Raw genomic sequence first — 21601 nt, forward strand, 5'->3', positions numbered from 1 at the left:
GCTGAGCCTGTGCGCCTCGTCACCTGGAACGTCAACTCCATCCGCACGCGTCTCGACCGCGTGCTCGGCTTCCTCGACCGGTCGCAGACCGACGTCCTGGCGATCCAGGAGACCAAGTGCCGCGACGACCAGTTCCCCACGCAGGCGTTCGAGGCCGCCGGGTACCAGGTGGCACATTTCGGGCTGTCGCAGTGGAACGGTGTGGCGATCGCGTCGCGCGTAGGCCTGGACGACGTCGCCACCCAGTTCCCGGACCAGCCGGGCTTCGCGAAGGCGATCATCGAGGACGACATGGACCCGCTGCTCGACGTCGTCCCGCCGGTCGAGGCGCGGGCGATCGGCGCCACCTGCGGCGGCGTCCGCGTGTGGAGCCTGTACGTGCCGCACGGCCGGGCGCTCGGCGACCCGCACTACACCTACAAGCTGGCCTGGCTGGAGGCCCTGCGCACCGCGGCACAGACCTGGGCCGAACCTCGCGGCCCCCGCGAAGTACCGCAGCGCAGCGAGGACACTTCGTGGGGCAGGGGCGCCGGTGACGCCGTCGCGCTCATGGGCGACTGGAACGTGATCCCGCTGGACACCGACGTGTACAACGTCGCCGACTTCGCGGGGAAGACGCACGTGTCCCCGCCGGAGCGGGCCGCGTTCGACGCTTTCGGCAAGGCCGGATACACGGAGCTGACGCGGCAGTTCATCCCGGAGGAGCACACCTACACCTACTGGGACTATCAGCAGCTCTCCTTCCCGCGGAACAAAGGGCTGCGGATCGACTTCTGCTGGGCGTCGCCCGCGCTCGCGAGCCGCGCGTCGGGTGCGCTGATCGACCGCGAAGAGCGCAAGGGCAAGGGCGCTTCCGACCACGTGCCGGTGATCGTCGACCTGACGGACTGACGCCGCCCCGTACGGGCCATGACGCGCCAAGGTTCCACTTGCGATGGGGAAATCGGCGGGTGAAATTGTCCGTAAACGGAACGCACCCGAAGTGGGCGCCGTCCCGGTACCAAGGTCGTTGCCGAATGTCGGTAAGTTAACCTGCATGACGTCGACGCCCGACCAGTTCCCGGCCGCCACCGAAGTCGCCGAGATCCCTGCCACGGATCCTGTCGAGAAGGCGCCCGCGGTCGAGTCGGAGCCGAATCGGGTGCGCAGCGGTTCCGCCGGCAAGGGCGACAGCGAGGGCAGTGCGGAGGCACCCGGGCAGGTCGGCAACGGTACCGCGGCCGGGCAGCCGACGAACGGGGCCGCCGGGCCGACGTCGGCCGCGAAGGCGCCGGCCGGGGATGACGGGCCCGCGGAGGCTGTGACCCCGGAGGACGGACCCGCGGCTGGCGGCGAGGAAGCCATTGCCGCCGGGGCGGGCAGGCCCGAGAGGCTCCCGGCTGAGCCGACAGCGGAGACGCCGTCCGTGCCGGAGCAAGACGCGGAAGATTCCGAGGCAGCCGACGTGGCCGACGCCGCGGCAGGGCACGACGCGGAGCCCGAGGCGACCGCGGCCGAACCCACCGCTCGGGCAGAGGCCGCCGCAGCCGAAGCCGCAGCAGCCGAGGCCGTTAGGGCACAGCCAACACAGCGCTACGAGGCAGCGCCCACCGAGGAGATCGCCATCGTGCCGGCGGCCGCGCGGCCGAAGCCCGCTGCCCCGGCGCCCGGTCCGGCGGCGCCCGTCGAGCCGGAGCACCCCACCGCCGAGGACACGACGCCCGAGCCCACCGAAGCCACGGTGTCGCAGGCCGAGCCTGGCGCAGAGCCCGCGGCGGCGCCCGAGGCGGAGGACGGCGACGCCGGCAGCGAGCCGGCCACGCCGTCGGCTGCCGGTGCGAGCGAGCCCGCGGCCACCACGCCGTCGGGCGGCGGGACGACCACGGTCATGGACGAGACGTTCGACTTCAAGGCCCTCTCCTTCGCGGCGATCGCCGCGGCGCACAAGAAGGCGCTGGGGCCGCGGACGGTTGTCGGCGAGGCCGAGACGCCCGAGGAGCAGAGTGCCGAGGCCGAGGGTTCTCCCACCGAAGCGGCCGGCGACGCGCCCGCCGAGGCGCTTGCGGGGGACACGCCCGCCGGGGCGCTTGCGGGGGACACGCCCGAGAAGGAAGCGCCCGCCGAGGAGGGGTCCGCCGGGCCCAGCGGTGACACACCGAGCGGGGCGGAAGCGCCTACCGAGGCGCCGGAGCTCTTCGCGTCGCCCGCGACACGCACCCAGCCGGACCCCGTGCCGCCGAGCCCGTTTCCGACGCCCGCCGCGCCGACCCAGCACCAGCCGGGTGCGCCGACGCAGGCCGAGCCCCCCGCGCCGCAGCAGCCGCCGTCGCCGTTCCCGACTCCCCGTGGCGGTTCGGCGCACTCGTTCCCGGCGGTTCACGACTACGCGCCTGGGGCGTCCTACGCCGGCTGGCATCCGCCCACCCCTGCCGAGGAGACCGCGAAGCGGCGCCGGCTCGCGCTGATCGGCGGAGCGGTGCTGGCCGTGGTTGCCGTGGTCGCCGTAACCGCTGTCATCGTGAACGTGGTCAACAGCCAGCAATGGGAGCCGATCGAGGCGATGATCGCGGAGGCTCAGGAGGTCCATCCGCTGCAGCTCGTGCTCGGATCGTGCGTGGAGAGCATTCCCGCGGACGGCGAGGTCTCCGAGGTCCTCGCGGTTCCCTGCGACGCCTCGCACACCGCGCAGGTGGTGGGCCGTACCGACTTCGCCGACGCCGCCGTCTGGCCGGGCCGGGACGACGTCGACAAGCGCATCGCGCAGGTGTGCGGCACGAAGCAGCTCGGCCCGATCGCGCGCACCAGCCCGGTCGCGGACACCGTGAGCTACGTGGTCTGGGGCCCCAGCGAGGCCTCGTGGGACGACGGCGACCGCGTCGGCCTGTGCCTCGCGACGACGCCGGAGCCGATCACGCAGGATCTGCTGCAGTAGCCGTCAGCTCCGCGGGGCCCGGCCCGCCGCGGCCGTCCAGCAGGGTCCGGCCCAGCGGGGTCAGCGCGTGGATCACGGTGTTGCGCTCGCGTCCGCTCGCGATGAGCCCGGCGTTGCGCAGCACCGTCGCGTGCTCCGAGGCCGACGCCGGGGAGATCCCCAGCCGCTGCGCGAGCTCGCTGGTCGTAGCCCCGGTGCCGAGCGCGCGCAGGACGGCGGCCCGCGTGCGGCCGAGCAGCGCGGTGAGCTGCCGGCCGCCGTCGTTCCGCGCCTCGATGCCCCTGTCCGTCCAGGTGGTCTCGTGGGTGATCGGGTAGAGCAGCACGGGCGGGAGCTCGGGGTCGGCCAGCGAGATCGGGGCGCGAGTGCAGAAGTACGAAGGGATGATCAGCAGGCCGCGGCCCGCCAGGTCCACGTCCCGCTCCGCGGCGGTCGACACCGACAGCACGGGGTGCTTCCACCGGATCGCGGGATGCAGGGTCCGTAGCGCGTGCTCGGTGCCGCCCGCCACCCAGGCGCGCGTGCGCGCCGCCCGGTCGAGGTCGACTGCGGCCCGGATCCCGCTCCAGTACGGCCCGATCGCCTGCTCGTGGTAGGCACGCATCGCGACGCCGAGCCCGCGCAGGGCAGGCGCGGAGCCGTCGGCTAGGTCGCGCATCCACTGGTGCGGCCGGTGGCCGTTCGCCAGCCGCGAGATGTCGTGGCGGAGCCGGGCTCGCGGCGTGGACAGCACCACGTCGAGTCCGGTCTCGAAGTTGTCGGTGCCGGTCAGGGGCGTGAGGAAGTCCGGCGAGTAACCGCGCGACGGCGTCAGTCGCAGCAGCATCCGGGCCGCTGGCGGCAAGCCGGGCAGCACCCGCTCGCGCCAGGGTCCGAACAGCCCGGCACCCGAGCGCTGGTTCACCACGTGGGCGCTGAGCAGCACCTCCCACATGGGGTCCGGGCCCGGAGCGATCCGAACCCGGGCAAGATCATCCGGAGTGAAGTGGAACCGCAGCATCAGGCCCTCCCTGACCGTCCGCCTCTACCCGTGGCCCTCGTTGGCTCGCCCCCCGCGCGCCACCCACAGATGATCGCAGACCCGGGCCCGGCGTCGCGTCGGCCGATCGACGTAACCGAGCGTACGTCGAGCGGCGTACCGGCTAGACGGCTGGCTTGACCAGAACATCCCCGGTGGTGCACCCTACGCAATGTTAGCGCTCACATGACGAAGGAGTCCCATGAGCATCCTTGCCGGTGCCCGACGCCGTATCGCCGCCACCCTCGCCGTCGCCTTGTCGGTCCTCGCGCTTGTCGCGACTCCTGCGGCCGCCCAGTTCATCGACGTCCCGAACCCGCTGGTGCAGCAGCGCGCCGACACGGCGATCTACAAGCACACCGACGGCTACTACTACATGACCGCCTCCGTGCCGGACTACAAGCGAGTCGAGCTGCGCCGGTCGCAGACGCTCGCCGGTCTCGGCTCGGCCACACCGGTCACCGCGTTCACCGCGCCGTCCAGCGGCAACCTGAGCGGCTGGATCTGGGCGCCCGACATCCAGTACGTCGACGGCGCCTGGTACATGTACTTCTCGGCGTCGCCCAGCTCGTCGCAGTTCGCGCAGCGTCTCTACTGGATACGCAACACGTCGGCGGACCCGACGACGGGCACGTGGTCGGCACCGCAGCGCCTGACGACGGGCTGGGAGTCGTTCCAGCTCGACCCGGCGTCGTTCACGGTGAACGGCACCCGGTACTTCGCGTGGGCGCAGGACAGCCCGAGCACCAGCTACAACAGCCACATGTACCTGGCGCGGATGACGTCGCCGACAACCATCGACACGGCGTCGGCGATCGAGATCGCCCGACCCACGCACTCGTGGGAGATGGAGGGCGTCGCCGGCGTGGTCGAGGGACCGTCGCCGTTGGTCAGGAACGGGAAGGTGTTCATCGCGTACTCCGCTTCGGCGACCGACTCCCGGTACAAGCTGGGCCTCCTCTCGGCGTCCGCGTCGGCGAACCTGCTGGACCCCGCCTCCTGGAGCAAGAAGTCGACACCCGTGTTCCAGACCGCCAACGGCGTCTACGGTCCGGGCCACGGCAGCTTCACCGTCGCCGAGGACGGCGTGACCGACATGCTGATCTTCCACGCGCGCGACTACGCCACCCCGACGCCGGACGCGCTCACGGACCCGAACCGGCACACGCGCGCCCAGCAGCTCTACTGGTCGGACACGGGTGACCCGTTCTTCGGCCAGCCCATCGCGACCGGCACGCGCCAGCCGGGCATCCGCGGCAAGCACAGCGACAAGTGCGTCGACGACTACGACTTCAACACCGCCGACGGTGCGCTCGTGCGCCTCTACAGCTGCAACTCGAACTCCGTCCAGAAGTGGGAGTTCACGTACGTCAACGGGTACTACCGGATCAAGAATCTCTATGCCGGCAAGTGCCTCGACAACCTCGACGGCGCCACGGCCAACAACTCCGACGTGGGTCTGTGGACGTGCAACGGCAGCAGCAACCAGGACTGGTCGGTCCAGGACCGGGGGAACGGCTGGTTCTCCCTGCGGAACCGGACCTCGGGGTTGTGCCTCGACAACTACGAGTGGAACACCGCCAACGGCGCGCGCCTGTCGATGTACGCGTGCAACGGCCTTGCCGCCCAGCTCTGGCGCAGGGGCTGAGCAGGCCTCACCCGGTCCCGGTGGCCCGTCCTACTTGGACGGGCCACCGGGGCCAGCGGTTCAGCCCATCAGGATCGCCGGCCTGAGCGTGAGGCCCTCCCCGTCGGCAGCGCGGTCCACCAGCACCGTGTCGCCGTCGGACACCTCGCCCGTGAGCAGGAGCCGCGCCAGGCGGTCTCCGATCTCGCGCTGTACCAGGCGGCGCAGCGGCCGGGCGCCGTACGCCGGGTCGAAGCCCTCCAGGGCGAGCCACTCGCGCGCCGCCTCGGTCACGTCGAGCGTGATGCGACGGTCCCCGAGCCGCTTCGCGAAGGCGCCGACCTGCAGCTCGACGATGCTGCCGAGCTCCTCGAGCGTCAGCGAGTCGAAGACCACGACGTCGTCGAGCCGGTTGAGGAACTCCGGCTTGAAAGCTGCTCGCACGGCGTTCATCACGGACTCGCGCCGCTCCTCGTCCGACAGCATCGGATCCACGAGGAACTGGGAGCCGAGGTTCGAGGTCAGCACGAGGATCGTGTTGCGGAAGTCGACGGTGCGGCCCTGGCCGTCGGTGAGGCGGCCGTCGTCGAGCACCTGGAGCAGGATGTCGAAGACCTCGGGGTGCGCCTTCTCCACCTCGTCCAGCAGCACCACCGAATACGGCCGACGCCGTACAGCCTCCGTGAGCTGACCACCCTCCTCGTACCCGACGTACCCCGGAGGCGCGCCGACGAGCCGGGCCACCGAGTGCTTCTCCCCGTACTCGGACATGTCGATGCGCACCATGGCGCGCTCGTCGTCGAACAGGAAGTCGGCCAGCGCCTTGGCGAGCTCCGTCTTGCCCACGCCCGTGGGGCCGAGGAACAGGAACGAGCCGGTGGGCCGGTCGGGGTCGGAGACGCCGGCCCGGGTGCGCCGCACGGCGTCGGACACCGCGGCCACCGCTGTCCTCTGGCCGATGAGGCGCTCCCCGATGACCTCCTCCATGTGCAGGAGCTTCTCGGACTCGCCCTGCAGCAGCCGCCCGGCGGGGATACCGGTCCACGCGGCGACCACCTCGGCGATCTCGTCGGCGCCGACCTTGTCGGCGATCATCGGCGGCTCGGCGTTCGCCGGGCCGAGGCCCTCCGGCTCGTCCTCCGAGCCGGCCTCCGCCTCCTCGGCCGCCGTGAGCTCCTTCTCGACCACCGGGATCTCGCCGTACTGGATGCGCGCCGCACCCTCGAGATCGCCCTCGCGCAGCTTGCGCTCGGCGTCGGTACGCAGCTCGTCGAGGCGGGCGCGGAGGTCGCCGACGCGGTTGTGCCCGGCCTTCTCGGACTCCCAGCGCGCGGTCAGCGCGGCCAGCGCCTCGCGGCGGTCGGCGAGGTCGGCCCGGAGTCGCTGCAGCCGCTCCTTGGAGGCGGCGTCCTCGGACTCGGACAGCACTACCTCTTCCATCTCGAGGCGCGTGACGGCGCGCTGGAGCTCGTCGATCTCCACCGGCGAGGAGTCGAGCTCCATGCGCAGGCGGGACGCGGCCTCGTCGACCAGGTCGATCGCCTTGTCAGGGAGCTGCCGGCCGGAGATGTACCGGTCGGAGAGCGAGGCGGCAGCAACGAGCGCGGAGTCGGCGATCGTCACCTTGTGGTGCGCCTCGTAGCGCTCCTTGAGCCCGCGCAGGATCGCCACCGTGTCCTCCACCGACGGCTCGCCCACGAAGACCTGCTGGAACCGGCGCTCCAGGGCAGGGTCCTTCTCGATGTGCTCGCGGTACTCGTCGAGCGTGGTGGCGCCCACCATCCGCAGCTCGCCGCGGGCGAGCATGGGCTTGAGCATGTTGCCGGCGTCCATCGCGCTGTCACCGCCGGCTCCCGCGCCGACCACGGTGTGCAGCTCGTCGATGAAGGTGACCACCTCGCCGTCGGACGCCGCGATCTCTTCCAGGACCGCCTTGAGGCGTTCCTCGAACTCGCCGCGGTACTTCGCACCGGCCACCATCGAGGCCAGGTCCAGGGCGACCAGGCGCTTGCCCTTGAGGGACTCGGGCACGTCACCCGCGACGACCCGCTGGGCCAGCCCCTCGACGACGGCGGTCTTTCCGACGCCGGGCTCGCCGATGAGCACCGGGTTGTTCTTGGTGCGTCGGCTGAGCACCTGGATCACGCGGCGGATCTCCGAGTCCCGGCCGATCACCGGGTCCAGCTTGCCGTCCCGGGCACGCCGCGTCAGGTCCATGCCGTACTGCTCGAGTGCCTTGTACGTGCCCTCCGGGTTGGGGCTCGTGACCCGGCCGGATCCCCGGACTGCAGGCAGGGCGGTGCGCAGAGCGTCGGCGGTGGCCCCGGCGCCGGACAGGATCTGGGCAGCGGACGACTGGCCGGCCGCGATGCCGACGAGCAGGTGCTCGGTGGAGACGTACTCGTCGCCCAGGCCCTGCGCCTCCTTGGACGCCAGGTCCAGGACGGTCGCCGTCGCGCGGCTCGCACTCGGCTGGGCCGTGCTCGCACCGCTGGCCTGGGGCAGCGCGACGAGAGCCGCGCGCACCTGCTGGCCGATGGCCTGCGCGTTGGCCCCGACCGCGTCGAGCAGGCCGACCGCTACGCCGCGCTCCTGCTGGAGCAGCGACGCGAGCAGATGGACCGGCTCGAGCTGCGGGTTGCCGGCCGCCGACGCCGACTGGATCGCGTCGCCGATCGCCTGCTGCGACATGGTCGTGAACTTGGTGTCCATGAGGCCTCCCAGAATGCTGAGCTCTGCACGAGATGAAACGTGCTCAAAGTTGAGTCTATTCCGCTCAACTTGGAAATCACTGTAGCGCGCGTCACCGACACTCGTACCGTTGCCGCATGCACACCCAGGTCGTCGTTCTCAACGGCGGGTCCAGCTCCGGCAAGTCCGCGATCGCACGCGGCCTGCAGACGGCGCTCCCCGGCGCGTGGCTGTCGCTCAGCATCGACACCCTCGTCGACGCGATGCCCGCCCGCCTGACGACCGGCGGCGACGGGATCGGGTTCGCGGACGACGGCGGTGTCGCCGTCGGGCCGGAGTTCATTGCCCTGCAGGACGCCTGGATCGCCGGGCTGGTCGCCATGGCACGCGCGGGCGCGCACATCGTGGTCGACGACGTGTTTCTCGGGGGCGCCGCATCGCAGCGGCGCTGGCTGGACGCCCTGGGCGACGTGCCGACCCTCTGGGTCGGGGTGCGCTGCGACGGTGCGGTCGCCGAGGACCGTGAGGCGGCTCGCGGTGACCGGGTCGCTGGCATGGCGGCGAAGCAGGCCGACGTCGTCCACGAGGGCGTCGCGTACGACCTGGAGGTCGACACCACGAACACCGGGTCGGTGGACTGTGCGCGGGCCATCGCGGCACACCTGAGATCATCACGGGGTGACCGAGCAGACTGACGACTCCCTGACCCCTCCCCGCGCCGCCCTCGTCGGGATCGTCGGCGGGACCTTCTCCGGGCTGTTCGGCCTCGGCGGCGGCATCGTGATGGTGCCCCTCCTGACGTCGCTCGGCGGCCTCACGCAGCGCCGCGCCAGCGCCTACTCGCTCGCGGCGATCCTGCCGGCGGCGATCGTCGGGTCCATCCCGTACCTGACGCACCAGGCCGTCGACCTGATCGCCGCCGGACTGCTCGTCGTGGGCTCGGTGATCGGCGCGGTGGTCGGGGCGCGGCTGCTCGCCCGCGTCCCCGAGAGCCTGCTGCGCTGGCTGTTCGTCGGGGTGCTCGTCGCAGGGATCGTGCGGTCTCTGCTGGATGCGTTCGGGGAGCCGCCGTCGGTCGATACCGCCGAGGGCCTGCCCAGCGTGCTCGACGGCGCGGGCATGATCGGGCTCGGCCTCGTCATGGGGGTCGCATCGGGCCTGCTCGGCATCGGCGGCGGCCAGCTTGCCGTGCCCGGTCTGTCCGCCCTGTTCGACTTCGCACCCGCGCTCGCCAAGGGCACGTCCCTGGTCGCGATGATCCCGACCGCCATCTCGGGCACCTGGGTCAATGCCCGCAACCGCCTGGTCCACCTGCGCATGGCCGCGCTCATCGGCCTGGTGGCGTCCGCCTTCTCGTTCGGCGGCGCGAGCCTGTCGGTGATGCTGTCAGACGACGTCGCGTCGATCGCCTTCGCCGCCCTCCTCGTGTTCGCGCTGGTCCAGCAGGTGCGCAAGGCCATCGAGAAGCAGCGCCACTAGCTACCCGCATCCATCTCCCGCAGCATCGCGGCGCACTCCGCCGCCACGGCCACAGCGACGTCGCGCACCGTGTCGCCGTCGTACTCCGGGACCACCCGCTGCACCGCACCCTCGGCGAGCAGGTCGACGGCCCGCACGTGCTGCGCCTCCGCCATCTGCGCAGCGTGCGCGGTGTCCCCGTGCACGATGACGCTCGCGCCCTCGGGCGGGAGCGGGGACAGCCAGGCGTGCTCAGCGGCGATCACCGCCTGGGCCGGCAGCAGCGCGAGCGCCCCGCCGCCACAGCCCTGGCCCAGGATGACCGACAGCGTCGGCACGGTCATCCGGGTGAGCGCCGCCATGCAGCGTGCGATCTCGCCGGCGAGCGCGCCCTCCTCGGCGTCCTGCGAGAGCTCGGCCCCCGGGGTGTCGATCACCGCGACCAGGGGCAGCCGCAGCTCCTCGGCCAGCCCCATCGCACGTCGTGCCACGCGAAGCGCAGCGGGCCCCATCGGTGTGCGTTCGGACTGCCGGGTCCGGTCCTGTCCCACGACCAGGCAGGGCCGGCCGTCCAGCCGGGTGAGCGCGACCAGCATCGACTCGTCGCGCTCGCCCTGGTCCGTACCGGACATCCGGACTGTCCCCGCCGCTCCGTAACGCAGCAGGTCCCGCACGCCTACGCGGTCGTCCCGGCGGGTCCGCAGCACGGAGTCCCAGGCGGACGTCGTCCCGGACGGCTCGCCGTCCCGGCGGGGGAGGGACGGCGCCGACGGCGGGTCGACGAGCACCGCGAGCGCCCGCTCCACCAGCGCCGGCAGGTTTTCGGGGGCGACGACGCCGTCGAGCACGCCCTTGGCCGCGAGGTTCTCGGCGGACTGGACGCCGTCGGGCAGGGCCTTGCCCGTAAGGGCCTCGACCACGCGCGGCCCGAGGAACCCGATGAGCGCCCCGGGCTCTGCGACGGTGAGGTGCGCGAGCGAGCCCCACGACGCGTACACGCCGCCGGTCGTCGGGTGCCGCAGGTACACGAGGTACGGCAGGCCGGCGTCGCGATGGTCCATGACGGCGCGGGAGATCTCGACCATCCGGAGGAACGCGGGGGTGCCCTCTTGCATCCGGGTCCCGCCCGACGCCGTCGTCGCCAGGACGGGCAGGCGTTCCGCGGTCGCGCGCCGGACGGCGGCGGTGATCCGCTGCGCCGCGGCCCGGCCGATGGAGCCGCCGAGGAACCGGAACTCGTTGACGACGACCACCACGGGCCGCCCCCGCACGCGCCCCCGCCCGGTGAGCACTGACTCGTCGGTGCCGGCCTTCTCGGCGGCCGCCGCCAGCACCGCGCGGTACTCCGCCGTGTGCCCGGACGTGTCGACCGGCTGGTCCCAGGACTCGAAGCTGCCCTCGTCCAGGACGAGGTCCAGCAGCTCGCGCGCCGTCCACCGGCGGGTCATCGGCCCGCCTCGGACCCAGGCCCGGGCGCGTCGAGCCAGGCGCGGATCCGGGTGGCGTGCTCGTCGAGCACCGGGGGCGCCTGATGGTCCTGGCGGGTGACCTCGGCGCCGGAGGGGTCGAAGAACCGCAGCGGCGGACCCGGCAATGTCACCGTGCCGAGGCTCGTGTGCTTCACGTCCACCAGCAGGCCCTGGCTGGCCGTCTGCTCCCATGCGTACACCTCGTCGAGCGTACGCACCCGGCCCGCCGGGATCCCGGCGTCGGCGAGCCGGGTCAGCAGCGCGTCCGCCTCGAGCTCGGCGAACACCCCCTCGACCACCTCGATGACCCGGTCGCGGTGGGCCACGCGCTCGGGATTGCTTCCCATGCCCTCCGCTTCGGCGTCGAGCGCGAACGCGAGGCAGAACCGCTGCCACAGTGCCTCGGACCCGACGGCGATCTGGACTGCGCCGTCACGGCAGCGGAAGAGACCGTACGGCGCTATGGAAGGGTGGTGGTTGCCCTGCGCGCGCCCCACCTCCCCGCCGACCGTCCACCGCGTGCCCTGGAACGCGTGCACCCCGGTCACGGCTGCCAGCAGCGACGTCCGCACCACCTGCCCGACGCCGGTGCTGTGCCGCTCGTGCAGCGCCGCGAGCACGCCGTACGCGCCGTAGATCCCGGCGAGCAGGTCGCCGATCGGCACCCCGACGCGCTGCGGGTCGTCCGGGCCGGACCCCGTCAGGGACATCAGTCCGGCCTCGCCCTGGGCGATCTGGTCGTACCCGGCACGGCCGCCCTCCGGGCCGTCGTGCCCGAACCCGGTGATCGAGAGCACCACCAGGCGCGGGTTGCGTTCGAGCAGCATGTCGACGCCGAGCCCGAGCCGGTCCAGCACCCCCGGCCGGAAGTTCTCCACGAGCACGTCGGCGCGGTCGACGAGCGCGAGGAGGGTCGCCCGGCCGGCGTCGGCCTTGAGGTCGAGCGCTATCGACTCCTTGTTGCGGTTGGCCGACAGAAAGTACGTCGACTCGCGCTCGCCCTCCTCCCCGACGAACGGCGGGCCCCAGCCACGCGTGTCGTCGCCGCGGCCGGGCACCTCCACCTTGACGACGCGGGCGCCCAGGTCGCCGAGCATCATCGTGGCGTGCGGCCCGGCGAGGGCCCGGGAGAGGTCGACGACGACGACGTCGTCCAGAGGTCCGGTCATCGTGCTCACCAGCCCGGCAGGACGAGGATGCCCCAGACCAGCAGCGGCCCCGCGAGGGTGACGATGATGGCGTAGTTGAGGATCTGCTTGTAGTAGGCCTGCTCGGAGATCGTGTCCGGGCGGTTGGCGAGCATCAGGGCTCCGTTCGTGGAGAAGGGGCTGACATCGACGATGGTCGAGGAGACGGCGAGGGCGGCCGCCATGGCCCAGGGGCTCACGCCGCCGCCGACGATGAGCGGCACGGCGATCGGGATGATGACCGGCAGCAGCGCAGTCGACGACGCGAAAGCGGAGACGATTCCGCCGACGTAGCAGAGGACGAGCGCCCCGATGGCGGCGATGCCAAGGCCCGCGGCCCAGGTGCCGATGTACTCGGGCGAGCCGGCCGCGTTGAGGACCGTCGCGTAGGTGCTCACGCCCGCCACCAGCAGCACGGTGGGCCAGGCGATCTGCTTGACGGCGTCCTTGTGCTGCTGCGGGGACAGCATGGCCAGCGCGACCGCGGCAGTGATCGAGACGAAGCCGATGTTCTGGTCGAACGCGAGGGCGGTCGTGGCGACCGCCGCGAAGGCGACGAGAGTCAGCACGTGGTCGCGGCGCACGCCCAGCGCGCGGGTGGTGGTCGAGACGCTGGCGCCCTGACCGCTGACGGTCACGGACTGCCCGCCGGTGTGCAGGTCGTCGGCGATGTGGCCGGCCGCTTCCGCGGGGTCGACCCGCTCCCGCATGAGCTGGCGCCCACCGAGCGCCAAGAACAGGATCACCGCCATCGCGGTGTTGATCGCGAGCGACGCGATGAACACGCCCATCTCGGTGCCCTCGTAGCCGACGTCGGCCATGACCGAGTTGGTGATGGTGCCGTAGATGCTGATCGGGGAGAACCCGCCGCCCTGTGCGCCGTGCACCACGAACATGCCCATCATGAGCGGGTTGATCTTGTAGCGGCGGGCGAACCCGAGCGCGACCGGGCCGATGACGGCGCATGCCGCCGGGCTGGCCGCGCCGATGGCGGTGAGCAGCGCGGTCACGGCGAACATGACCCAGGGGATGAGCGCCACCCGCCCGCCGACCGCCTGGACAGCCTTGGAGACGATGAGGTCGACGGTGCCGTTGTTCTTGGCTATGGAGAACAGATAGGTGACACCGATGAGGGTGAGCACGAGGTCGGCGCTGATGCCGCCCAGAACCTCTTTCTCATCCATGTGCAGGGCGAAGACGCCGACAAACCACGCCGCGACATAGGCGAGCGCGCCCATGTTGATCGGCAGGACTGTCCCGGCGACGAACAACGCGACCAGCGCGATGATCGCGATCCACTCAGGACCCATGACCACTCCTCTTCCCATCGCGGCGGACACCTTTGACCGACGAGACACGATGGATCAGTGGCCTAGCCAATAGGCCAATAAGAGATCTGTCAAGTATTCTCGTGTGGTGACCCCTAAGGCTTCGGCCGAACTGCCGACACCGCTGGCCCGCACCCGCCTCTACGAGCAGGTCGCGGAGCAGATCACCGCCTGGATCCGGCAGAACGGGCTCGCAGCCGGTGACCGGCTCCCGCCGGAGCGCGAGCTCGCCGCGCGGCTCGGCGTCAGCCGGGCGACCCTCAGCCAGGCCCTCGTCGCGCTCGAGGTGGTCGGCGTCGTCGTGGTGCGGCACGGGGACGGCACGGTGCTGACCGGCAAGCACAGCGAGAGCCGCATCGTCGAGGCCATCCGGGCGCACGCCAACCGGATGCCCGAGATCATCGACATCCGGGATGCGCTTGAGACCAAGATCGCCGCGCTGGCCGCGCAACGCCGCACCGAGGACGACCTGGCAGCCATCGACGCGGCCCTGGACGTGATGGAGGCGTCCATCGAGCACGGGGACCGCGGCGTCGACGCCGACGAACAGTTCCACGCGGCAGTGACCGCTGCCGCGCACTCGGAGCTCCTGGCCCAGACCATGCGGGAGATCGCGAGCCTGATCCGGGAGAGCCGGATCGAGTCGCTCTCGCAGCCGGGCCGCCCCCGCAACTCCCTCAACGGGCACCGGGCCATCGCGGACGCCATCCGGGCCCGCGACCCGGAGGCCGCCGCCGCGGCCATGCACGCACACGTCGAGATGGTCAGCGACGTGGCACTCCTGCGGGACCGGGACCGATGACCGGCTGGGAGCAGCTCGCGGTGCTCGGCACCGGGCTCGCGGCAGGCGTGCTCACCTCGACGGTGGGCGTCGCCTCGCTCCTGAGCTTCCCGGTGCTGCTGGCCGTCGGGCTGCCCCCCGTCGTCGCGAACGCATCGAACACGGTGGGCCTCGTGCCGGCCGGGCTGAGCGGCTCGTTCGGCTACCGCCAGGAGCTGCGCGAGCACCCCCGCGCCACGGTGCTGGTGCTCCTCACCTGCGCCGCCGGGTCCGTGGGCGGCGCGTTCCTGCTGCTCGCGCTCCCGCCGGGCGTGTTCGAGGCAGTGGTGCCCTGGCTGATCCTGCTGTCCTGCCTGCTCGTCGGCGCGCAGCCGTGGATCAGCCGGTGGCTGCGCCGCACCCGTAACGAGCCCACCCGCCTACGCCACGACATGTCGCCGGCGACCGTCGTGTTCGCGGTGCTCACCGGCGCGTACGGCGGCTACTTCGGCGCCGGTTCCGGCGTGATGATGGCCGCGGTGCTGGGGCTCGGGACCGACTTCCCGGTGCGGATCGTGAACGCGCTCAAGACGCTCGCCGTGCTGGCCGCCAACGTGGTGGCCACGATCATCTTCGTGGTGGTCGCGGACCTGGACTGGCTGGCGATCGGGCTGCTCGCCGCTGGGTCCGTGGTCGGCGGATACGTCGGTGCGCGCCTCGGGCGCAAGATGCCGCCGACGGTGTTTCGGGTGCTCGTCGTCATCGCCGGCGTGGGAACCGCGGTGTTCATGCTGTTCTGACCGGGCCGGCGCCCAGGAGTCCCTGTCCACCCAGTCGTGCCCTCGGCTGGACGGCGGGCTTGCTGTCCCACGCCGGCGGCCATGGTGCTGGGTGGCGTGTTCAGCACCCTGGGCGCCGTGTGCTTCCTCCCCGCGCTGCGCCGGGAACGGATGCTCGCCGCCGCTGTCGGGGGGTAGTTGTTGGATATATGGTCAGCCGACGGCGGCGCACGACAGGCTGACCATGAGGGCAGTCATGACGCACGGGAGCGACATGGAAGAGACCGCGAACGACTGGACCGAGGACGTGCTGGGGGCGGGCTTCGACACCCGCACGCTGCGGCTGCCGGACGGCGCCGAAGCCACCCTGGTCCGCTACACGCCCGACGACGGGCCCGGCGTCGGGCGCCCGCCCGTGCTGTACGTGCACGGGTACACCGACTACTTCTTCCAGCGGCACCTCGCGGAGGCGATCGCCGCGCGCGGCTACCCGTTCTACGCGATCGACCTGCGGGCCCACGGGCGCTCCATCGCCGCATGGACCGCAGCCGGGGGCGACGCCAACATGGTCAACAGCCTGCGGCTCTACCGGCAGGACCTCGACGCCGCGGCGGACGTCATCGCCGCGGAGGGCCACACCGGGCTGGTGCTCCTGGGCCACTCGACGGGCGGGCTGATCGCCTCGATGTACGCGAACGCGCACCCCGACCGGGTGACGGCCCTGGTGCTGAACAGCCCGTGGTTCGACCTGAGGGGCAGCTGGTCTGACCGGACCGTGGTCACCCAGGCGGTCTACGCGCTCGGGCGGATCGCGCCGCGGACGGTGGTGAACAAGCCCGGCGAGGACTACGGCCGGGCCTTGCACACGGCCACGGGCGGCGAGTGGGACTACGACCTGCTCTGGAAGCCGCACGGCGGGTTCCCGGTCCGCGCCGGGTGGTTGGCCGAGATCCGGCGCGCCCACCGCAGGCTCGGACGTGGCCTGTCCGTGCAGTGCCCGGTGCTCGTGTGCACCAGCGACAAGACCGGGCCCGACGGCGGCGAGGCTGCGGTGATGCTCAGCACCGACGCGGTCCTCGACGTCGCGCACATGCATGCGCGCGCCCCGAAGCTGGGGGCGACGGTGGACGTCTCGGTCATCGAGGGCGGCGCCCACGACCTGGTGCTGTCCCCGAAGCCGGCCCGGGAGAAATACCTGACCACGGTGCTGGACTGGCTGGACGCGAAGGTCTGAGCGGCATCCCGCGATGAGCATGGTGGGATAGCGGCATGCAGCACGACCTCCACCTCACCGCCCACGGAGTCCGCCTCGAACCGCTGTCCCGCGACCACGCCCCGGCGCTGGCCCGCCTCGTCGACGCCCAGCTCTGGGCGGGCATGACCAGCGCCCTCCCCGACACCGCCCCGGCGATGGAGGCGTACGTGGACAAGGCGGTCGCGGCCGGCGACCACCTCGCCTTCGCGGTGCTCGGGCCCGACGGCGAGGTGCGCGGCTCCACGCGGTTCTACGAGCTCAACGCCGGTCAGGGCCGGGTCGAGATCGGCTCCACGTTCTACGGCCGCGACTGGTGGGCGGGCGTCACGAACCCGGCGTGCAAGCTGATGCTGCTGCGGCACGCCTTCGAGACCCTGGGTCTGCGCCGGGTAGCGCTGCGCTGCGACGCGCGGAACGCCCGGTCGCGCGCCGCGATCCTGAAGCTCGGCGCCAGGGAGGAGGGCCGGCTGCGCGCGCACCGCGTGGCGCCCGACGGCTCCGAGGGCGACACCCTCTACTTCTCGATCCTGTCCGACGAGTGGCCCGCCGTCCGCGAGGGCCTTGAGGCGCGCCTGACGGCGCTCACTGCCGTGTCCGAATCCCGCTAGCCGCCACGTCCGGGCGGGGCGCAGGATGGTGGCTATGACCGACGTCGAGCTCCGCGATCCAGCGTTCACCGAGCGTTACCGCGCCATCGCCGCGCGCGACTCCCGCTTCGACGGGCAGTTCTACACGGCGGTGCGCACCACGGGTATCTACTGCCGGCCGTCGTGTCCGGCGCGCACGCCGAAGGCCGAGAACGTGGCGTTCTACCTGACGTCCGCCGCCGCGCACGAGGCCGGCTTCCGCGCCTGCAAGCGCTGCCTTCCGGAGGCCGCGCCGGGCACGCCCGCATGGGACCTGCGTCGCGACCTCACGGGCCGGGCGATGCGCCTCGTGGCCGACGGCGTGGTCGACCGCGAGGGTGTGTCGGGGCTGGCCAACCGGCTGGGCTACTCCGAGCGCCAGCTGCACCGGCTGCTGGTCAGCGAGCTGGGCGCGGGGCCGCTGGCGCTGGCCCGGGCCCAGCGCGCGCAGACGGCGCGCGCCCTCCTGGTCGGCACGTCCCTGCGTCTGGCGGACGTCGCCTTCGCTGCGGGGTTCGGCTCGATCCGGCAGTTCAACGACACCGTGGCCGAGGTCTTCGGCGCGACGCCGTCCGAGCTGCGCGCCCGGGGTCGGCGGGCCAGGCGTGGGGGCGGGGGCTCTGCCCGTGAGTTCGGTCGGTTGCCTCGAGATCGGTCCGTCGATGGACCGATCTCGCGGCAACCGACCGAACTCGCGGCAACCGACCGATCTCGCACCGCGCAGCCGACCGATCTCGCCGCCACGATCGGCGAGCCCGTGCGGATCTCGCTCACCCTGCCGGTCCGGGAGCCGTTCGACGCGCGGGGTGTGCTGGAGTTCCTCGCGGTCCGCGCGATCGACGGCGTCGAGTCGGCGGACCTGGATCCTGGCCCTGGCACTCCGACCGGAGCGGACGGCTCGTCGAACGCCCTCCGGTACGCCCGCACCGTCGCCCTGCCGCACGGCCCCGGCGCGTTCGAGGTGCGGGTGCCCCGCCCGGGCAGCGGCCGGGTCGACCTGGACCTCGAGCTCGCCGACCTGGCCGACGCGCCGGTCGCCGTCGCGCGCGTGCGGCGCCTGCTGGACCTCGACGCGGACCCGGTCGCCGTCGACTCCGCCCTGGCCACCGACCCGGTGCTCGCGCCGTCCGTCGCCGCGGTCCCGGGCATCCGGGTGCCCGGCACGCTCGACCCGGCGGAGCTCCTGGTCCGCGCGATAGTCGGCCAGCAGATCAGCGTCGCCGCCGCGCGCACGCACCTGTCGCGCCTCGCGAAGGGCGTCGGCACCCCGTACGCGTCGGCGTTCGAGGGCCTCACCCGCCTGTTCCCCACGCCCACCCAGGTGGCTGGTCGCCCGGGTCCCCGCGAGGACCCGCAGCGCAGCGAGGACGCCTCGTGGGGTGAGGGCCCGGGTCCCCGCGAGGACCCGCAGCGCAGCGAGGACGCCTCGCGGGGTGAGGGCGGCGGCGAGGCGCACCTCCGCCTGCCCGCCCGGACCCTGGCGACCGTGATCGGCGCGGCCCGCGACCTCGCGGACGGAAGCCTCGCCCTGAGCGTCGGGGACGACCCCGACGACCTGCGCCGACGCCTGGTCTCCCGGCCGGGGATCGGGCCCTGGACGGCCGGCTACGTGGCGCTCCGAGTGCTCGGCGACCCGGACGTCCTCATGGAGGGCGACGTCGCGCTGCTCTCCGGCGCGCGCAACCTCGGCCTGGTCTCCGCGGAGGATCCCCGGCCGCACCAGTTCAAGGAGCTCGCCCGACGCGGCGCGGCGTGGGCGCCCTGGCGCTCGTACGCCGCCATGCACCTCTGGCGCTCCGCTTGACGAGTCGAACACGCGGGTCACCCGAGCGACCCATGCGTCCGACAGCTCACCTCACGGAAGGAAGATCATGAACGCCACGACCCTCACCACTCCGGACGGTCCCTTCAGCATCGTCGTCTCCACCGTCCCGGAGACCGCCGGGAGCCCGGCCAAGGACGCGGTGCTCGCCGCCGGCTGGACCGCCGACGTCGACGCGCTGCTCGCGCTCGTCCACCCCACCCTCCGCCCCACGACGGAGGCGGAAATGCTCGACCGGCTGTCGACGCCGGACGGCGTGCTCGCCGAGGCGGCCGACGCCGTCCGCGCGTACTACGACGGCGACCACGGGGCGCCCGGCCGCGTGCCCGTGCGGCAGGCGAGCGGACCGTTCCGGACGCACGCGTGGGACGTGCTGCGCGACGTGAAGGCCGGCGAGCGGATCACCTACAGCGAGTACGCGGTGCGGGCCGGCCGGCCCGCCGCGGTGCGTGCGGCGGCCGGGGCGTGCGCGATGAACGCGGCGGCGCTGTTCGTGCCGTGCCACCGCATCCTGCGCATGGACGGCAGCCTCGGCGGGTTCCGCTACGGGCTGCCGATCAAGGAGAGCCTGCTGGCCCGCGAGACCCTGCCGAGATAGAACCGTGGCGAGATAGAACTGGGGCGCGGGACAGATGCACTGTCCCGCGCCCCAGTTCTATCTCGCCCTAGTTCTATCTCGCCCCAGTTCTATCTCGCCACGGTTCTACCTCGGCTGCTCGGGGTCAGCCCTTGACCGAACCCGCCAGCAGTCCGCGCACGAAGTAGCGCTGCAACGCGAGGAACACGATCAGCGGCACCACGATCGCGATGAACGCGCCGGCGGACAGCACGTGCCAGTCACCGCCGCGGGAACCCGCCATCTCGGCCACGCGCACCGTCAGCGGGAACGTCTGGGTACCGCCCATGACCAGGGCGACGAGCAGGTCGTTCCACACCCACAGGAACTGGAAGATCGCGAACGCCGCGATCGCCGGGGTGAGGAGCGGCAGCATCACCGAGAAGAAGATCTTCACGTGCCCGGCGCCGTCCACACGAGCCGCCTCGACGAGCGAGGAGGGGATGTCCTTCATGAAGTTGTGGAGCAGGAAGATCGCCAGCGGCAGCGCGAACATCGAGTGCGACAGCCAGATGGGCCAGAACGTCCCGTTGACCCCGGTGTCCACGTAGGCGGTGAGCAGCGGGATGAGCGTGATCTGGATGGGCACGATCTGCAGCGCGAACACCGCGACGAACAGGAGGTCGCGGCCCTTGAAGTCGATCCACGCGAACGCGTAGGCGGCCAGCAGCGCCACGGTGATCGGGATGAACACAGCGGGCAGCGTGATCACGAACGAGTTCACGAAGAACTGGATCAAGTTGGTCGAGCTGTCGAACAGCGCCGACTCGTAGTTGGCCAGCGTGAACACGCCCTCGCCCGCGATCGCGTCGCCGAAGACCGTCCACCAGCCGCTGCGCCGGATGTCCAGCTCGGGCCGGAACGACGTGACCAGCAGCCCGAAGGTCGGCACCGTCCAGATGATCGCGATGATCACGGCGATCGCGCTCGCCCACGGCGAGGTAAGCGCCTTTTTCGCCTTGCGCGCCCGCTCGTTCACGGTAGACGGCGGAGGGACCACCCTGGGCGTCACGGCCGGCTGTGTGGTACTCATCGGACCTCCTCGGCCAGGCGCATCTGGCGCACGTTGTAGATGATCACCGGGATGACGATGACGAACAGGAGCACGGCGAGCGCAGCGCCCAGGCCTGCGTTGTTCTGCCGGAAGCTCTGCTCGTAGAACTCGTTCGCGACGACCGAGGTGCCGTACCGGCCCGCGGTCATGGTGCGCACGATGTCGAAGACCTTGAGCGTCGTCATAGCGATGGTGGTCAGCACGACGACGAGCGCCGGGCGGATGCTCGGGATCGTGATGCGCCAGAACATGCCGAAGCCGGACAGGCCGTCCAGGCGGGCCGCCTCGACGATGTCGGTGGGGATGGCGCGGATCGACGCCGAGAGCAGGGTCATCGAGAAACCTGTCTGGATCCAGATGAGCACCACCATGAGCAGGAACGTGTTGAGCGGCCGTTCCAGCAGGAACTGCACGGGCTCACCACCGAGCCAGACGATGAGCTGGTTCAGGAGGCCGGTCTGCTCGATACCCGGCTGGTCGGGCTTGTACTCGTAGACGAAGCGCCAGATGATGCTCGCACCGACCATCGAGATGGCCATGGGCAGGAACACGAGGGCCTTGGCGAACTTCTCGAACCGGCTGTGGTCCACCACCACGGCGTAGACGAGGCCGAAGAATGTGGCCAGGAGCGGCGCCACGAGCACCCACAGCGCGGTGTTGCCCAGGACGAGCAGGAACGCCGGCTCAGTGAACGCCCTGATGTAGTTGTCGAAGCCGATGAACTCGTTACTGGTCCGGAACTGGAACGAGTTCACGATCGTCCCGAAGGCCGGATACAGCAGACCGAGCGCCAGGAGCAGGAGCGCAGGCCCGACGAATCCGGCTGCGACGAACCACTTCGACGGGTTCCGTCGCCGGTCCACGATGAAGAGGATCAGGGCCATCACCACGATGAAGAGCGCTATCGCGATGAGCATCAGCAAGAACTTGTGTACCGGGTCGTCCCCGGCGTGCAGCAGCCACTCCACGGCTATCTCCTGTCGCTGTACTGGTCCGGTCG

General features: G+C 71.8%; 18 protein-coding genes. 11 read left to right on the plus strand and 7 right to left on the minus strand.

The window, feature by feature from the left end; translation table 11 throughout:
* Nucleotides 1–9: 9 nt before the first annotated feature.
* Both IE250_RS07760 and IE250_RS07765 read left to right on the plus strand, forming a co-directional pair.
* Nucleotides 10–891 (plus strand): exodeoxyribonuclease III, encoded by an 882-nt coding sequence (locus tag IE250_RS07760; RefSeq protein ID WP_189668698.1) that lies wholly within the window; start codon nucleotides 10–12, stop codon nucleotides 889–891.
* A gap of 145 nt (nucleotides 892–1036) precedes the next feature.
* Nucleotides 1037–2911, plus strand: a complete 1875-nt coding sequence (locus tag IE250_RS07765) for a septum formation family protein (RefSeq protein WP_189668699.1) — start codon at nucleotides 1037–1039, stop codon at nucleotides 2909–2911.
* On the opposite strand, the gene IE250_RS07770 is transcribed toward IE250_RS07765, so the two are convergent.
* Entirely contained in the window at nucleotides 2889–3911 is a 1023-nt protein-coding gene (locus IE250_RS07770; RefSeq protein ID WP_189668700.1) for an ArsR/SmtB family transcription factor, read from the minus strand. The two genes, IE250_RS07765 and IE250_RS07770, sit on opposite strands and share 23 nt — an antisense overlap.
* Nucleotides 3912–4131: 220 nt before the next feature.
* On the opposite strand from IE250_RS07770, the gene IE250_RS07775 reads away from it, so the two are divergent.
* Complete coding sequence (locus tag IE250_RS07775) at nucleotides 4132–5577, plus strand: family 43 glycosylhydrolase (RefSeq protein WP_189668701.1); 1446 nt, start codon at nucleotides 4132–4134, stop codon at nucleotides 5575–5577.
* 60 nt (nucleotides 5578–5637) lie between these two features.
* On the opposite strand, the gene clpB is transcribed toward IE250_RS07775, so the two are convergent.
* Entirely contained in the window at nucleotides 5638–8268 is a 2631-nt protein-coding gene (clpB, locus tag IE250_RS07780) for an ATP-dependent chaperone ClpB (protein WP_189668702.1), read from the minus strand.
* A 116-nt stretch (nucleotides 8269–8384) separates the two neighbouring features.
* Here clpB and cpt point away from each other — a divergent pair, with 116 nt between their 5' ends.
* Both cpt and IE250_RS07790 read left to right on the plus strand, forming a co-directional pair.
* Complete coding sequence (gene cpt / locus IE250_RS07785) at nucleotides 8385–8942, plus strand: chloramphenicol phosphotransferase CPT (protein ID WP_189668703.1); 558 nt, start codon at nucleotides 8385–8387, stop codon at nucleotides 8940–8942.
* Nucleotides 8926–9726 carry a sulfite exporter TauE/SafE family protein gene (locus tag IE250_RS07790; RefSeq protein WP_189668704.1) on the plus strand — a complete coding sequence of 267 codons (801 nt, stop codon included), beginning with the start codon at nucleotides 8926–8928 and terminating at the stop codon, nucleotides 9724–9726. The genes cpt and IE250_RS07790 overlap by 17 nt, the downstream gene beginning before the upstream one ends.
* Here IE250_RS07790 and IE250_RS07795 read toward each other — a convergent pair.
* Genes IE250_RS07795 through IE250_RS07805 form a run of 3 tightly spaced genes read right to left on the minus strand, consistent with a single transcriptional unit; the run spans nucleotide 9723 to nucleotide 13671 of the window.
* Nucleotides 9723–11153, minus strand: a complete 1431-nt coding sequence (locus IE250_RS07795) for a carboxyl transferase domain-containing protein (protein WP_189668705.1) — start codon at nucleotides 11151–11153, stop codon at nucleotides 9723–9725. The two genes, IE250_RS07790 and IE250_RS07795, sit on opposite strands and share 4 nt — an antisense overlap.
* Complete coding sequence (locus tag IE250_RS07800) at nucleotides 11150–12343, minus strand: CaiB/BaiF CoA transferase family protein (RefSeq protein WP_189668706.1); 1194 nt, start codon at nucleotides 12341–12343, stop codon at nucleotides 11150–11152. Before IE250_RS07800 ends, IE250_RS07795 begins: the two co-directional genes overlap by 4 nt.
* A 5-nt stretch (nucleotides 12344–12348) precedes the next feature.
* The gene (locus IE250_RS07805) at nucleotides 12349–13671 is read right to left on the minus strand and encodes an SLC13 family permease (RefSeq protein ID WP_189668707.1); all 1323 of its coding nucleotides are present in this window, start codon (nucleotides 13669–13671) and stop codon (nucleotides 12349–12351) included.
* A gap of 103 nt (nucleotides 13672–13774) precedes the next feature.
* Here IE250_RS07805 and IE250_RS07810 point away from each other — a divergent pair, with 103 nt between their 5' ends.
* The 6 genes from IE250_RS07810 to IE250_RS07835 all read left to right on the plus strand — a co-directional run bounded on the left by IE250_RS07810 (nucleotide 13775) and on the right by IE250_RS07835 (nucleotide 19529).
* On the plus strand, nucleotides 13775–14491 hold the full coding sequence (locus tag IE250_RS07810) for a FadR/GntR family transcriptional regulator (protein ID WP_189668708.1): 717 nt from the start codon (nucleotides 13775–13777) through the stop codon (nucleotides 14489–14491).
* Nucleotides 14488–15249 (plus strand): sulfite exporter TauE/SafE family protein, encoded by a 762-nt coding sequence (locus tag IE250_RS07815; RefSeq protein ID WP_189668709.1) that lies wholly within the window; start codon nucleotides 14488–14490, stop codon nucleotides 15247–15249. The genes IE250_RS07810 and IE250_RS07815 overlap by 4 nt, the downstream gene beginning before the upstream one ends.
* A gap of 235 nt (nucleotides 15250–15484) precedes the next feature.
* Nucleotides 15485–16462 carry an alpha/beta hydrolase gene (locus IE250_RS07820; protein WP_229872249.1) on the plus strand — a complete coding sequence of 326 codons (978 nt, stop codon included), beginning with the start codon at nucleotides 15485–15487 and terminating at the stop codon, nucleotides 16460–16462.
* A gap of 35 nt (nucleotides 16463–16497) precedes the next feature.
* On the plus strand, nucleotides 16498–17091 hold the full coding sequence (locus IE250_RS07825) for a GNAT family N-acetyltransferase (protein ID WP_189668710.1): 594 nt from the start codon (nucleotides 16498–16500) through the stop codon (nucleotides 17089–17091).
* Between the two features lie 34 nt (nucleotides 17092–17125).
* Nucleotides 17126–18913 carry a DNA-3-methyladenine glycosylase 2 family protein gene (locus IE250_RS07830; RefSeq protein WP_189668711.1) on the plus strand — a complete coding sequence of 596 codons (1788 nt, stop codon included), beginning with the start codon at nucleotides 17126–17128 and terminating at the stop codon, nucleotides 18911–18913.
* A 67-nt stretch (nucleotides 18914–18980) separates the two neighbouring features.
* Nucleotides 18981–19529, plus strand: a complete 549-nt coding sequence (locus IE250_RS07835) for a methylated-DNA--[protein]-cysteine S-methyltransferase (protein ID WP_189668712.1) — start codon at nucleotides 18981–18983, stop codon at nucleotides 19527–19529.
* 124 nt (nucleotides 19530–19653) lie between these two features.
* On the opposite strand, the gene IE250_RS07840 is transcribed toward IE250_RS07835, so the two are convergent.
* Together IE250_RS07840 and IE250_RS07845 are read right to left on the minus strand one after the other, a co-directional pair.
* Nucleotides 19654–20580 (minus strand): carbohydrate ABC transporter permease, encoded by a 927-nt coding sequence (locus tag IE250_RS07840; RefSeq protein ID WP_189668713.1) that lies wholly within the window; start codon nucleotides 20578–20580, stop codon nucleotides 19654–19656.
* Nucleotides 20577–21569 carry a carbohydrate ABC transporter permease gene (locus tag IE250_RS07845; protein ID WP_373301622.1) on the minus strand — a complete coding sequence of 331 codons (993 nt, stop codon included), beginning with the start codon at nucleotides 21567–21569 and terminating at the stop codon, nucleotides 20577–20579. The genes IE250_RS07840 and IE250_RS07845 overlap by 4 nt, the downstream gene beginning before the upstream one ends.
* Nucleotides 21570–21601 lie beyond the last annotated feature (32 nt).

This window comes from Promicromonospora soli (assembly GCF_014653785.1).
Classification (GTDB): Bacteria; Actinomycetota; Actinomycetes; order Actinomycetales; family Cellulomonadaceae; genus Promicromonospora; species Promicromonospora soli.

Excerpts from the sequence above, each read along its gene's own strand:
- IE250_RS07765 (WP_189668699.1), top strand. The coding sequence starts at position 1,037 with ATGACGTCGACGCCCGACCAGTTCCCGGCCGCCACCGAAGTCGCCGAG.
- IE250_RS07770 (WP_189668700.1), bottom strand. The coding sequence starts at position 3,911 with ATGCTGCGGTTCCACTTCACTCCGGATGATCTTGCCCGGGTTCGGATC.
- IE250_RS07775 (WP_189668701.1), top strand. The coding sequence starts at position 4,132 with ATGAGCATCCTTGCCGGTGCCCGACGCCGTATCGCCGCCACCCTCGCC.
- clpB (WP_189668702.1), bottom strand. The coding sequence starts at position 8,268 with ATGGACACCAAGTTCACGACCATGTCGCAGCAGGCGATCGGCGACGCG.
- cpt (WP_189668703.1), top strand. The coding sequence starts at position 8,385 with ATGCACACCCAGGTCGTCGTTCTCAACGGCGGGTCCAGCTCCGGCAAG.
- IE250_RS07795 (WP_189668705.1), bottom strand. The coding sequence starts at position 11,153 with ATGACCCGCCGGTGGACGGCGCGCGAGCTGCTGGACCTCGTCCTGGAC.
- IE250_RS07800 (WP_189668706.1), bottom strand. The coding sequence starts at position 12,343 with ATGACCGGACCTCTGGACGACGTCGTCGTCGTCGACCTCTCCCGGGCC.
- IE250_RS07805 (WP_189668707.1), bottom strand. The coding sequence starts at position 13,671 with ATGGGTCCTGAGTGGATCGCGATCATCGCGCTGGTCGCGTTGTTCGTC.
- IE250_RS07815 (WP_189668709.1), top strand. The coding sequence starts at position 14,488 with ATGACCGGCTGGGAGCAGCTCGCGGTGCTCGGCACCGGGCTCGCGGCA.
- IE250_RS07820 (WP_229872249.1), top strand. The coding sequence starts at position 15,485 with ATGACGCACGGGAGCGACATGGAAGAGACCGCGAACGACTGGACCGAG.
- IE250_RS07825 (WP_189668710.1), top strand. The coding sequence starts at position 16,498 with ATGCAGCACGACCTCCACCTCACCGCCCACGGAGTCCGCCTCGAACCG.
- IE250_RS07830 (WP_189668711.1), top strand. The coding sequence starts at position 17,126 with ATGACCGACGTCGAGCTCCGCGATCCAGCGTTCACCGAGCGTTACCGC.
- IE250_RS07835 (WP_189668712.1), top strand. The coding sequence starts at position 18,981 with ATGAACGCCACGACCCTCACCACTCCGGACGGTCCCTTCAGCATCGTC.
- IE250_RS07840 (WP_189668713.1), bottom strand. The coding sequence starts at position 20,580 with ATGAGTACCACACAGCCGGCCGTGACGCCCAGGGTGGTCCCTCCGCCG.